Origin of the sequence: Lactonifactor longoviformis (genome assembly GCF_042848515.1) — a bacterium.
GTDB lineage: Bacteria > Bacillota > Clostridia > Lachnospirales > Lachnospiraceae > Lactonifactor > Lactonifactor longoviformis.
The window spans coordinates 2,504,380-2,516,691 of sequence record NZ_AP031453.1 but is presented as its reverse complement, the minus strand read 5'-3'; the positions used below and the strand labels follow the sequence as shown (position 1 = coordinate 2,516,691).

The 12,312-nt window shown below is 46.8% G+C and carries 11 protein-coding genes; 6 read left to right on the top strand and 5 right to left on the bottom strand.

From position 1 onward, the window contains the following. Positions 1-8 precede the first annotated feature (8 nt). A complete protein-coding gene (locus ACGHCT_RS11550; RefSeq protein ID WP_226904365.1) occupies positions 9-1,385 on the bottom strand; it encodes a monomethylamine:corrinoid methyltransferase in 1,377 nt (458 codons plus the stop codon). 402 nt (positions 1,386-1,787) lie between these two features. Between ACGHCT_RS11550 and ACGHCT_RS11545 the strand changes: the two genes are divergently transcribed. Both ACGHCT_RS11545 and ACGHCT_RS11540 read left to right on the top strand, forming a co-directional pair. Next, a complete protein-coding gene (locus ACGHCT_RS11545; RefSeq protein ID WP_226904364.1) occupies positions 1,788-2,300 on the top strand; it encodes a ferritin in 513 nt (170 codons plus the stop codon). A 27-nt stretch (positions 2,301-2,327) separates the two neighbouring features. Beyond that, positions 2,328-2,564: a kinase gene (locus ACGHCT_RS11540; RefSeq protein ID WP_226904363.1), complete on the top strand. Its 237-nt coding sequence runs from the start codon at positions 2,328-2,330 to the stop codon at positions 2,562-2,564. Positions 2,565-2,623: 59 nt separating this feature from the next. On the opposite strand, the gene ACGHCT_RS11535 is transcribed toward ACGHCT_RS11540, so the two are convergent. From ACGHCT_RS11535 to ahpC, 3 genes are all read right to left on the bottom strand, one after another. Next, complete coding sequence (locus tag ACGHCT_RS11535; RefSeq protein ID WP_226904362.1) at positions 2,624-3,889, bottom strand: MFS transporter; 1,266 nt, start codon at positions 3,887-3,889, stop codon at positions 2,624-2,626. Between the two features lie 2 nt (positions 3,890-3,891). Next, positions 3,892-5,541 (bottom strand): FAD-dependent oxidoreductase, encoded by a 1,650-nt coding sequence (locus ACGHCT_RS11530; RefSeq protein ID WP_390435990.1) that lies wholly within the window; start codon positions 5,539-5,541, stop codon positions 3,892-3,894. 73 nt (positions 5,542-5,614) lie between these two features. After that, positions 5,615-6,178: an alkyl hydroperoxide reductase subunit C gene (gene ahpC, locus ACGHCT_RS11525; protein WP_072851923.1), complete on the bottom strand. Its 564-nt coding sequence runs from the start codon at positions 6,176-6,178 to the stop codon at positions 5,615-5,617. A gap of 129 nt (positions 6,179-6,307) precedes the next feature. Between ahpC and ACGHCT_RS11520 the strand changes: the two genes are divergently transcribed. From ACGHCT_RS11520 to ACGHCT_RS11510, 3 genes are all read left to right on the top strand, one after another. Further along, entirely contained in the window at positions 6,308-7,102 is a 795-nt protein-coding gene (locus ACGHCT_RS11520; protein WP_154260373.1) for an SDR family NAD(P)-dependent oxidoreductase, read from the top strand. A 170-nt stretch (positions 7,103-7,272) separates the two neighbouring features. Next, positions 7,273-9,048, top strand: coding sequence for a BlaR1 family beta-lactam sensor/signal transducer (locus ACGHCT_RS11515; RefSeq protein ID WP_390435987.1), 1,776 nt, complete (start codon positions 7,273-7,275; stop codon positions 9,046-9,048). A 96-nt stretch (positions 9,049-9,144) separates the two neighbouring features. After that, positions 9,145-9,522 (top strand): BlaI/MecI/CopY family transcriptional regulator, encoded by a 378-nt coding sequence (locus ACGHCT_RS11510; protein ID WP_154260377.1) that lies wholly within the window; start codon positions 9,145-9,147, stop codon positions 9,520-9,522. 40 nt (positions 9,523-9,562) lie between these two features. On the opposite strand, the gene ACGHCT_RS11505 is transcribed toward ACGHCT_RS11510, so the two are convergent. Beyond that, the gene (locus tag ACGHCT_RS11505; protein WP_154260501.1) at positions 9,563-11,677 is read right to left on the bottom strand and encodes a penicillin-binding transpeptidase domain-containing protein; all 2,115 of its coding nucleotides are present in this window, start codon (positions 11,675-11,677) and stop codon (positions 9,563-9,565) included. 192 nt (positions 11,678-11,869) lie between these two features. Between ACGHCT_RS11505 and ACGHCT_RS11500 the strand changes: the two genes are divergently transcribed. Then, positions 11,870-12,193, top strand: coding sequence for a winged helix-turn-helix transcriptional regulator (locus ACGHCT_RS11500; RefSeq protein WP_390435985.1), 324 nt, complete (start codon positions 11,870-11,872; stop codon positions 12,191-12,193). The last annotated feature ends 119 nt before the right edge of the window (positions 12,194-12,312 follow it).

Genomic DNA, 12,312 nt, shown 5'->3' with positions numbered 1-12,312 from the left:
TGCTGTGGCTAAAAACAGATTCCCATGGTTCTCAGCTCCTCTTTCACTTCCACATACATAGCTTCCCACTCAGGAATTGGAGTTACTGTCTCCATGTCGTACGCCTCGTCAAAGCGTTTTCCTTTATTCTTATCCTCCATCTGGAATATATGCTCATATTTTCCCAGAAGCTTTAACACGATCTCATTTGCCTGCGCCCGGGTCATTCCCTGTCTTGCCACAGCTTTGCCTACCTCGCCCATCAACCTTACTTCAAGCCCTGTGCCGTTGGGCTCTCTTCCGTTTGCAGATCCAAGCCCTTCCAGGTGTCCGCCGCATACGGTTACAACAATAGAATTCGCCGCCACTTCATAGAGAAGCTCTTTGGTGAGCGCGCCGCTGCTGGGCCACAGATCACATACAATAATGGCGGGAGCACATTTTGCAAAGATCTGGCAGAGTACTGCCTGAAGCCACAGGCATCCCCTGGCCGTGGTGGCCACTTCTTTGATATGGATGGGATGACAGAGGTGATAGTCTGCCAGGCACAAAATATTAGCTGCCAGGATAGATGCTGTCATTACAAGAGTGGCACCCGGAGCATCTCCCGCCAGGCCTCCCACCATAGTGCAGGCCAGAGAGGCATTTTTCATTCCATAATCAAGGGAGTTGGCAGCACGTATCAGATTCCCGTTGTCAATAATCAGTTCGTTAAACATCGCCACCAGATGGGAGTCGCATGGACGCAGGCAGCGCTCATAGGAGGCACTCAGATCCCCCATTTCTGTAACCGCACTCTCAGCCGCCAAAAGCCCCATACCAGGCCTTCCCACAGCTTCCAGAGCCTTGTGGAGATACTGAAGTTCCCGCCTCACGGCAATCACTTCCGTGGGATCCCCGCTTTTCACAGTATGGCCGTCCACATCTACCAGAGATCCGCAGGTCAGCAAATCGACCACTGGTTCCTGGGCAGAGCTTAACACATTGGCATAATACATACGTTCCGGCGTAGGGCATCCCGGATTGCCGGCCCAGACAGCCGGTTCTCTTCTGTCTTCTATGCCTCTGGCTACAAGAGTATACGCGTCTTTGCCTTCTCCCATCACCAGCTCCTGTTTCATGTTCTTAATGCCCTGCTCAATCTCTTCCTCCGTAAATGTGATAATACGGCCTGTGGACATATTGTAGACACCGATTTTCAAAATCAGGGCTTTAGCAGCCGCCAGCATATCCTCCAAGAGGCGGTCATCCTGGGGAATGAGAACCTCTTTGTCCCAGCTGAAGCTGTACTCCTCTACTAATTCCCGGACTTCGTCTATCAGATAGTCCATGTCCCACTCATTCTTTGTTACCTTTGTTCCAGTATAGCTCCTGGAACAGATTTCCAGATACTCCTTTGCATTCATCTGTTCATCCTCCTTATCCTATCACCATTTGCCAGATACTTACCGCAACAAGCACCGCCTGTCCCACATCCAGTCAGTTCTTCCGCAACTCTGAACTGCAGCACTTATGATAATACCGAAATCTGTTTCTGCAGATTTCTATATATCAAAAAAGGACGAAAAACCTTTAAATCTAAAATTTAAATAGGTTTTTCGTCCTTTTATACGGTTGTTATAAAACTATTTGTAATATAATACCATATTTTGTTATTTTTATCAATATTTTCTATTGTTATCAGTATTTATTTCTGCTAATCCTTTTATAAGCCCTGCTGATAAAAGGAACTTTCCGGTAACTTATTGATTTTACAGAACATCTGTACTATACTGTAGACAAGCTTAGAACTGAAAGGAGAAATGATTATGTTAAATAAAAAAGTAGCTGAACTTTTAAATACACAGGTTAATAAAGAGTTTTATTCCGCTTATCTCTATCTCCACTTTGCTAATTTTTATGTGGAGCAGGGTCTGAACGGCTTTGCCAACTGGTACCAGGTACAGGCACAGGAAGAGCGGGATCATGCTATGTTATTTATACAATATATGCAAAATAATGATGTACCCGTCACGTTTGAGGCAATTGAAAAGCCTTCTTCTGGTCTCGGTGGAAATATGGATGCCCTGAAGGAGGGATTGGCCCATGAGCAGTATGTCACCGGCCTGATTCACAACATCTACGATGCCGCTTATAGTGTAAAGGATTTCCGGACCATGCAGTTTTTAGACTGGTTTGTCAAAGAGCAGGGGGAAGAGGAAACAAACGCGAATGATTTGATCAAAAAAATGGAGCTCTTTGGTTCGGATCCAAAAAGTCTCTATATGCTGGACCAGGAGCTTGCAGGCAGGGTATATGCTGCGCCTTCTCTGGTGCTGTAAGGCAGAAAAAAGGGAGGAGAGACCTATATGCGTCTTGAACAGATACAGGCACTGCTGAAAGAACGGCAGCAGCCCTACTCCTATGTGGAAGAAGACGGCTGCGGCAGCATTGACTTTGAATACCGGGGAATTGCCTATCATGTCTGGGAATTCCAGGACGAGGCCTGGGGGGCTGAGACCAATGTGAGAAACGGCGGCTACAGCGAAGATCTCTACGGGGATTATGAAGCCCAGATCATACAGATTATTAATGAATGGAAATAAACCCGGAAACCCGGAAAACCAACTGATTGGTTTTCCGGGTTTTCTCTTTGGTGCTATTGCTATTTTCTGGTCTTCCAGGTAGGACAGCCGTCTATGGTACACCGGTTTTTCCAGCCTGCAGCAATACAGAACGCAGATATCAGCAGCAGAATGATAATGCCAAATAAAACCGGACGGTAATCATTCATAAAATCATAGATAAACCCGTAGGCTGGAATCAGGAGGATAGATGCCAGAGGAGCTCCCATGGAAACCTTGGCATATATCTGCTCATAATCCTTCTGTCCATAAAAGGTAAGGGTCAAGATAGGCGCCAGCACCATAACGCCGGAGCTGACCAGGCCGTGCAGAAAGGTCGCTAGTCCAAAGATCATAAAGCTGTGAGATGCGAAAAGAAAGCCTGCTGCCGCCAAAAGTCCGATCACAATGATACCATAGCAGGTTTTCAGACTGCCGATGCGGTCACTGATCATGCCTATGGCCACGGATCCGATGGAGCTTCCAACAGAGGCAAAGGCCAGCGCCATCCCTGTACTCTGGGCGGAGTAACCCAGCAGCTGTCCGTAGGTGGGAATATGCTGAACAAATACCCCCACTCCTGTAATCGCAATCATAAATATCAGCAACAGATAAAAAGATATGGATTTTAAGGCTGTCTTCTCCTCTATCTCTAGCTGCTGTTTGGGTTTTCCTTTGTCTGCCGCCGTCTTTTTTTCTTCTGCTCCATAGGGCAGCATACCGCTGTCTTTGGGCGAATTGCGCAGAAGTATTAATGACGACAATAAAATAACGGCAAATGTAACCCCTCCAACCATGATATAAGCAGTTCTCCATCCGCTTCCGGCTATGACAGCAGAGGTGACCGGCTGAAGGACAGCTCCAAATAGACTGACGCAGGCCATCTGGATGCCGAGCATAAGGCCTACATTTCTGGAAAACCACCGGTTAATCAGAATCGGCCCCAGAAGATTTACCACTATGGCCGCCCCTATGGCCTGGGGAACCGCAAGAAGATACCATCCGTATACCTTATTTAAAAACCCGCAGGCCGCAAATGAAACAGCCTGCAGTGCAGCCCCGGCCAGCGTCACTATCCGGATATCGTACTTGTTGATAAGCTTTCCCGCAAGGGGAAGAAAAAGTACCAGCACTACGGAGGAGATGCTCATGTAGAGGGAGAGACTTCCTATTCCAACCCCAATTTCCCGGGATACCGGCAGGAGGAAGAGACCTGAGGTCATATTGATTCCGCCCCCCGCAAATCCCCGTATTAGTATTACTCCCAGCAGTATATTCCACGCATAATGCCATCTTCTTTCAGTCATAGCTACCCTTCCTTTTCTATCTGCTCCAGAATCTGTTCCATGGAGAGTGCCCCGAATACGGTCTGTTTTTCATCTATAATCAACGCCGGTACACTCATAAGGCTGTACGTTTTTTTCAGCTGGGGGAACATACTGATATCTATCATTTCTGCCTCTATCTGCGGGTTTAAGACAGCCAGATGCTGTGCGGCTATTACGGTCTCCGGACAGAAATGACAGGACAAAGAGATTGCGATCTGCAGCTTTACCTTCCTTTGGACAGCCATCACCCGGTTTTGCACAGACTCTTCCACTCCCTGGCCAGGACCTGACAGATTATAGACAGCCAGCACGAAGGAATTAAACTCGTGGCCCGCCGGGATTCCGGCAAACTTAACCCCGCTGTATTCTTTTGTTTCTTTCAGAAGCGCAATCATAGGGAAGTTCTCAGCATTTACTTCTGCTTCCAATTCTTTATCCTCCCCCTTGCGCAGGATTTCCATATGAATCTTATTGCCTATACTGCATACCTCTTCACAAAATTTTCTAAGCTCTTCCGACTTTTTGCTGTCATCCAGGATAACTGCCAGGTAAGTCTCTCTCTCCAGTTTGTCAAACACCGTCTGTACCTGAGAACGCAATTCCTGTGAGATAATAGCAGGCTCATCTACAGGGTCCGCCTCTTTCTGCTCTGACACATCCCGGCTTTTTTCCTCCCGAATGCCGTGCCTTTCCTTGTATTCTGTGATGTACTTTTCTACCTGTGTTGCCGCAATCGCCCCGTCAGAGGTAGCTGTCACCAGCTGCCTAAGAAGCTTTGGCCTGAGATCCCCCGCAGCATAGACGCCGGAAAGATTTGTCTCCATCCGTTCATTGGTTATCACATGCCCTGCCTCATCTAATGCAACCTGTCCCTGATACAACTCTGTGGAAGGCTGATAACCGATAAAGACAAAGATGCCGAAGGTTTCATCCTCCTTCGCAGCTTTGTACTCAAAGCTCTCTCCCGTCTGATTATTTTTAAATACAGCCCCTCTGAGCACAGTATCCCCGTATGCCTCTGCAATCTCCGTATGAAACATAACTTCAATCTTCGGATGGGAAAGCACTTTGTCAGAGATGGATTTTGCGCACTTAAAAGCGCCTTTTCTCACCACAACAGTCACTTTTTTCCCAAACCGGGTAAGGTAGAGAGCCTCTTCAGCCGCACTGTAGCCGCCGCCGATTACAAAAATATCTTTTCCCTCAAAGAAAAAGCCATCACAGGTAGCACAGTACCCGATTCCTCTGCCCCTAAACTCCTCTTCCCCCTGAAACCCCAGTTTTTTAGGCTCTGCGCCTGTGGCCAGTATAACAGCCCGGCTTCTTAAAACCCCGGAGCTTGTCTCTACCTCTTTAATCTCCTGGGTAAGCTTCAGGTTCACTACATCCTGCTGGATAAATTCTGTTCCAAAGGAAGTAGCCTGCTCCAGCATTCTTTCTGCCAGTTCGGTCCCGGATATTTTTTTAAAGCCCGGATAATTCGCGATCTCATCTGTAATTGCCGCCTGACCGCCGGCTCCCTGTTTTTCCACAACAGCAGCCTTTAGCTTTGCACGGCCCGCGTAGATTCCCGCAGTCAGACCGGCACAGCCCCCTCCCAGAATCAGCAGATCATATATATCATTTTCCATATTTAAAATTCCTTTCCTGACCGTACTCAAAAATGCCGCATGGGGACCAGCTGCAGGTCCCTGCGGCAGATTCTTATAATTTTCCGATTAAATCAAGACTTGGAGAAAGTGTTTCCTCCCCTGGCTTCCATTTTGCCGGACATACCTGGTCGCCGTGAACTGCTACAAACTGTGCAGCCTGTACCTTGCGCAGAAGTTCTTCCGCATCTCTTCCGATGCTGTTATCGTTTACTTCATACGCCTTTATGACTCCTTCCGGATTCACAATAAAGGTTCCGCGAAGAGCAAGTCCCTCCTCTTCTATCAGTACTTCAAACATGCGGGCCAGTTTTCCGGTAGGGTCCGCCAGCATCGGGTACTGGATCTTTCTGATGGTATCTGAAGTATCTGCCCATGCTTTGTGGACGAAATGAGTGTCTGTAGACACAGAATAGATCTCGCAGTCAATTTCCTTAAACTTCTCATAATTGTCAGCCAGATCCCCCAACTCGGTAGGGCATACAAATGTAAAATCTGCCGGATAAAATACAAATACCGACCAGTGACCCTCTATACAGTTTAAGGTTACTTCTTTGAACTCTCCGTTCTGATAGGACTGCACCGCAAAATCCTCTAATTTTCTTCCAATTAACGCCATAATTTCACCTCCTGATTTATTCTGTTTTAGTATCTGCGTACATGGCTGCTTTATGCAAAAAACGGAGTGTATATTTTGCGTACATCCGATAAAACTAACTGTAACATTATAAAATGAAGGTGGTAAAACATGAAAAAACTCCAAAACAAAACAGCTCTTGTAACCTCTGCAACAAAGGGCATCGGCCTGGCCTGTGCGTTAAAATTAGCAGAGGAAGGAGCCAGGGTATATATGGGTGTCCGCAGAATGGAGGATACTCAGAAAATTTGTGATGAATATAAAGAAAAAGGGTTTGATATGGCCCCAGTATATTTTGAAGCCACTAAAGAGGAGAGCTACGCTTCTATGGTGGATGAGGTGTTGGACCAGAGCGGCAGACTGGATATTCTGATTAATAATTTCGGCGTCGGCCGTCCCTCTGAGGATTTGGATCTGATTCACAGTTCCGAAAAAGCTTTTTTTGATCTTCTGCATCTGAATCTTGGAAGTGTGTACCGAATCTCCAAGCTGGTAATTCCCCATATGATAGAAAACGGCCAGGGAAGTATCGTAAATATATCCTCCGTCGGAGGGTCTATCCCGGATATCACCAGAATCGGCTATGGGGTATCCAAGGCTGCGGTTAACAATATTACACAGCAGATTGCCCTGCAGTATGCCCGGGATAACATCCGCTGCAATGCCGTTCTTCCCGGCCTGACAGCTACCGACGCCGCACTGAATTCCATGCCGGAATCCTTTGTGGCATCCTTCCTGTCTCATGTTCCCCTGAACCGCATGGGCAAGCCTGAAGATATGGCCAATGCAGCACTTTTCTTTGCCAGCGATGACTCCTCCTATATTACCGGACATATCATGGAAGTAGCAGGCGGGTACGGCCTGGGAACACCACAATATGCAGATATGGTTCGGAAATCCTTATAGGGAAAGCTGTCTAATGGGTATTTTAAGGAATCTGCCAAAAGAGGGCCTGGAGCAATCCGGCTCTCTTTTGGCATAACACTGACTCTTGACTTCCCTTCTCCCCCATCTTATAATTATCTTATATTTATTACATATGTAAGACTTACCCAGCTCTGAAGGAGGGTCTTTTCATGAACGAGTTTGGTTTACGGTTTATACTCAGTAATCTGTTTCTTACTGTTATAATAGCTGCCATTCTGGCAGTAAAAAAACTTTTTCAAAGACACATGTCGGCCAGCCGCCAGTATCAGCTCTGGTTCCTGTTTTTACTGCTGTTAGTTCTGCCTTTTCTGCCCGCTAAAAATACCGGTTTTTCTGTCTATTCCTTGATATCCGGACATAAGACCGCCAAAATAGGCAATTTTACTGCCCCTGGCACAGTTACCGTTCAAAATGGAGACGCCCTTCTTTTAGGAGATTACGCGCTTCCTGTGAAGCAATCAGATGTCTTCCGCCCGGGCAGTATTCTTGTAATCCTGTGGGTTCTGGGAATGGGGGTTATGTGCTGGTACACTCTGCGCTCTAACGTAAGATTATACCGCCGCCTCAGTGCCGCCCTTCCCATACAAAATGTACAGGTACGGGGTATTTACCGGCAATGCGTCAGAGAAAGCCGGATGAAACGGGAAATCCCGCTCTTCAGCAGTGCCTTTCTGCGCTCACCCATATCCGCAGGATTCTTTCACCCCAGGATTATTCTTCCTATTCATTTATTATCCCATACAGATAAGAATGACATCCGGTACATCCTGCTGCACGAACTCCAGCATCTGAAAAGAAAGGACCTGGGCATGAATCTGGTGTTATGTCTGGTTCAGATTGTATACTGGTTTCACCCTGCCGTATGGTATGCTCTCAGACGGATGCGGGATGACAGAGAGCTTGCCTGCGATTCCCAGGTGCTGCAGATATTGGATGAAGGCAGCCGCAGAGAATATGGAATGACTCTGCTCAAATTTGCAGGCAGCTTTTCAGAGGAGGCATTCACTGCTGCTACCGGTATGGGAGGGCCAAAAAGACAGCTTGAAAAGCGTATTCTTGGAATTCTCAGTTATCGCAGAGAATCACCTGTCTCCAAAGTTAAAAGTATCCTGGTCCTTCTTCTGACAGGTATTATGGTCCTGAGCAGTGCACCTGTCCTGTCAGCAGGTGCTTCCCCAGAACCTTATCCCGTCCCTTCCTCCAAGGTCAGTAATTTGGAAGCAGATTCCTATTTTCAGGGATACCAGGGCAGCTTTGTGCTGTATGATATGAGCGAAGATCGATGGGATATCTATAATAAAGAAGGTGCCGCTGCCAGATATTCTCCTGATTCTACCTATAAAATTTATACCGCTCTTTTCGCCCTGGAAAGTGGGATCATTACCCCCCAGTCCTCCGGCCTGTCCTGGGATGGCTCTGCCTATCCCTTTGAGTCCTGGAACCGGGATCAGGATTTGGATTCTGCAATGAAGAATTCGGTCAACTGGTACTTTCAGAAATTGGATGCAGAACTTTGTGCGGATAACGTGGGAAGGTATCTGAAACAAATTAGCTACGGAAATCAGGATATCTCCGGAGGAATGACCCAATACTGGCTGGAATCCTCCTTAAAAATATCTCCCGCTGAACAGGTAGAACTGCTGGTTGATTTTTATAAGAACAATTTCAAATTTTCTCAGAAAAACATACAGGCTGTAAAAGATTCCATATTTATCACTGCAGAGGATGGGTATCGGCTGTACGGTAAGACTGGCACTGGAAATATTGAGGGTGAGAACAAAAACGGATGGTTTATAGGTTATGCAGAGACGGACAATAACACCTATTTCTTTGCTGCAAACCTTCAGGCTGACTCAAATGCCGACGGTTCGCATGCAGCCCAGATCAGCCTGGATATTTTAAAATCACTGGATATCCTGTCATAAGGCGTTTATCCTGAACGCTTCTCAGACACATGCCTGCTCTGGGTGAGTATGCAGGTACATCATTTATGTTAGCATTCTATTTAGGAGGATTTAAGTATGAAGAAATTACCTCAGATTACAGAGGCAGAATATGAGATTATGAAAGTTGTCTGGAAAAAGGCTCCCGTCAGCACAAACGAGATCACAGAATTTCTCGTTAAGACAACGGCCTGGAGTCCTAAGACCATTCAGACGTTAATCAAACGTCTGGTAAATAAGGGTGCGCTCACCTATGAAAAGGAAGGACGTGTTTTTGTCTATACTCCATTAGTGCGTGAAGATGAATATCTGGATTATGAAAACAGCACTTTTTTGAACCGGTATTACGATGGAAATCTCACTTCTATGATTACCAATTTTCTGGAAAAAGAACGCCTTTCCCCGGATGAGATTCAAAAACTGAAAGACTTGCTGAACCGTAAGACAGATAAATAGTTGGTGTGACTTCTTCTAAATCCCATACACCGGCTCCCTTTTATTGCTCTGAAAAGTACTGTTCTAACATGTGGTTTACATGTTCCACTACACAGCCGCTCCCGCCCCTGTCCTTTACATCCTCTGTCATGTTCAGCAGCAAAAGAGGTTTTTTCTCATTGGGATCCGCCGTAAAGACTCCAAACCATCCAAGTTCTGTACCCCCGCTGTCCTCTTTGGAAGCCTTAATCTCCGCTGTGCCTGTCTTTCCTGCCAGAACTACATTCTCTCTGTGGGCAGCATATCCGGTTCCCTCCGGCGTATTGATCACTTTTTCCATCCCCTTTTTTACCTGTTCTGCAATTTCCGGAGTAAACGCACCAGGAATCCAGTATTCTGCCTCGGGTGTCTCCCTATACTGCAGATAAGGCTTTACTACACTACCGTCATTTACAAAAGCTGTATACAAAACCGCCAGGTGCAGGGGATTTACCAGAATCTGTCCCTGCCCATAGCCGCTGTCTGCCAGCATTACTTCGGAGTCAATTTCTTTGCTGTTAGAATACTGCGATATTCCCATGGGGATCTCAAAAGGAATCTCCCGGCCAAAGCCCAGTTTATCCAGGGCCTCCTGCAGGGGTTGTGCTCCTATTCTGAGAGCCGCCTTTGCAAAATAGATATTGTCTGAACAGATCAGCGCATTTTCCAGGGTCGCTGGTTCACAGGCATGAAGGGTAGTCACAAAATAGTCCCCCCAGCTTTTGTCTTTCTGCCAGCTTGTTCCCTCACTTCCATAATCCTCATTCGGGTCAATTGCCCCTGCCGCCAGCCCAATAGCTGCCGTTATGGGCTTAAAAGAGGAGCCCGGTACCAGTGTCTGGCGATAGCGGTTAACCAGAGGCGTAGACTTATCCTCATTCAGTTCTGACCATCTCGCCTCTGAAAACCCTCTGATAAAATCATTGCTGTCAAAAGACGGTGTGCTTACAAGAGCCAAAACCTCCCCTGTATATGGATTCATAGCCACAGAGCAGCTTTTTTCCTCTCGGAACTCCTCATAAAGACTCTGCTGAAGTTCTGCGTCAATGGTCAGCTGAATATTCTTCCCGTCCTCTTTGGCAGAGAATGCCAGCGTTTCTTTTTTGTTTCCGTCTTGATCTATAATCTCAATCTCATATCCGTCTCTGCCTTTCAGCTCTTTTTCATAGAGACTCTCAATACCGCTTCTCCCGATTACACTATTTGTCCCATATCCTTCCCCCTCATGTTTCTCCAAATCCTCAGCAGTCACCTTCTGAACATATCCGGTCAGATGGGAAGCGCTCTTATTCAGAGGGTAAATCCTTGTCTCTACATCAGATAGCATAACCCCCGGTATTTCCAGAAGCGCATCCTGCAGCGCCTGGTTCTGCTGTGTCTCTTCCTCTGGCTCATAAGTTAAAGTATCCAGCTCTGAAATCTTCGGCAATGTGGCGATGGGCACAAAAGTATCCTCCCTCACCCATTTCGCATCCAGCCTGGTTTGAATCGCATCTGCAGATGTTCCCAAAAGCCCGGCCATTTTTTCCAGGTCCCCGGCAGTATCCTCTCTCATCTTTCCCGGAACCAGTCCCACTGACGTTGACAGCCCCTGACCTGCCAGTACCACACCGTTTCTGTCCTGAATCTCTCCCCTTGCTGCTTCCTGGACAGAAACCTGTACCTTATCCTCCTTCTCCAGGCCGGGAAATATCACATGATCGTCCCACCGAAGGGCGTACCCCTTCTCCTTTACAAATGCTGCCTCATTTTCAAAGAAAAATTCTCCCGCTACTCCTTTGATTGTCTGTTGATAAGATACTGTTACCTGAGACTTATGTTTTTTTATCTCCAAAACCTCTGTGCTGACCTCAGAAGTCTCTATCCCCTCATAAATGTTCTGATTGCGCAGGATAAATGCTTCCTCCGTATATGCAGTCCTGCTCTCATCGCTTAACATAGCATACATACCCTTGTAGTCCTTTTGTTCTATACACTCCATATAGTGAACCAGAAGTTCCTCCGGCTTTTCGTAAAATCCAGGAAAAGTCCGCAGAAACACCCCGGCGGACACTGCGGCCGCTCCGCATATTCCCAGCACGATTACTGCGGCCTTCCTTCTTTTTTTTCTCGTCTTCCTCTCTGTCCCGTTCCCCATAGTTCTGCCTTTCTTACTATTGTTAAATACTCCCTGTGTAGTCTGTTGCATTTAAATATTACACTTGTAAGATTTAAATGTCAAGTTTTTTCTCTGTCTCCTCTCTTGCCTTTTATTCTCCATCCTGTATATAATATAAACAAACGCTCAAAAAAGGCACTACATATAATTAGATACTATGGAGGTTTTTCTATGGATAACATGAAAAAAATACCAGAATGCCCTGTTGAAATTACACTGCAGCTCATCGGAGACAAGTGGAAAGTCCTTATCATCCGCGATCTCCTCACGGGCACAAAGCGTTTCAGTGAGCTGATGCGTTCCGTCACAGGCATCACCCAAAAAGTCCTGACCAGCCATCTGCGGGCTATGGAAGCCGCCGGCCTCGTCTCCCGCAAAGTCTATCCGGAAGTCCCTCCAAAGGTAGAATATTCTCTGACTGAAACTGGGTATAGTTTAAAGCCAATATTGGATTCTATGGTGTTGTGGGGGATGCAATATAAAAGTAAATTATAGTTTTGTGTATGTGAAGTTCGGGGTTATATAGTCGGCGAGCGAGGCGTTGCAGACGGACGGATATAGAAGGGAGCACCGGGGAGACAGGGCCCGGCCCCTGGCCTGGCCCTGTCTCCCCG

Coding starts and splice junctions, on each gene's coding strand:
- ACGHCT_RS11540 (WP_226904363.1), top strand. CDS start 2,328: ATGCGTCTTGAACAGATACAGGCACTGCTGAAAGAACGGCAGCAGCCC.
- ACGHCT_RS11510 (WP_154260377.1), top strand. CDS start 9,145: ATGAAGAAATTACCTCAGATTACAGAGGCAGAATATGAGATTATGAAA.
- ACGHCT_RS11550 (WP_226904365.1), bottom strand. CDS start 1,385: ATGAATGCAAAGGAGTATCTGGAAATCTGTTCCAGGAGCTATACTGGA.
- ahpC (WP_072851923.1), bottom strand. CDS start 6,178: ATGGCGTTAATTGGAAGAAAATTAGAGGATTTTGCGGTGCAGTCCTAT.
- ACGHCT_RS11535 (WP_226904362.1), bottom strand. CDS start 3,889: ATGACTGAAAGAAGATGGCATTATGCGTGGAATATACTGCTGGGAGTA.
- ACGHCT_RS11505 (WP_154260501.1), bottom strand. CDS start 11,677: ATGGGGAACGGGACAGAGAGGAAGACGAGAAAAAAAAGAAGGAAGGCC.
- ACGHCT_RS11520 (WP_154260373.1), top strand. CDS start 6,308: ATGAAAAAACTCCAAAACAAAACAGCTCTTGTAACCTCTGCAACAAAG.
- ACGHCT_RS11500 (WP_390435985.1), top strand. CDS start 11,870: ATGGATAACATGAAAAAAATACCAGAATGCCCTGTTGAAATTACACTG.
- ACGHCT_RS11545 (WP_226904364.1), top strand. CDS start 1,788: ATGTTAAATAAAAAAGTAGCTGAACTTTTAAATACACAGGTTAATAAA.
- ACGHCT_RS11515 (WP_390435987.1), top strand. CDS start 7,273: ATGAACGAGTTTGGTTTACGGTTTATACTCAGTAATCTGTTTCTTACT.
- ACGHCT_RS11530 (WP_390435990.1), bottom strand. CDS start 5,541: ATGGAAAATGATATATATGATCTGCTGATTCTGGGAGGGGGCTGTGCC.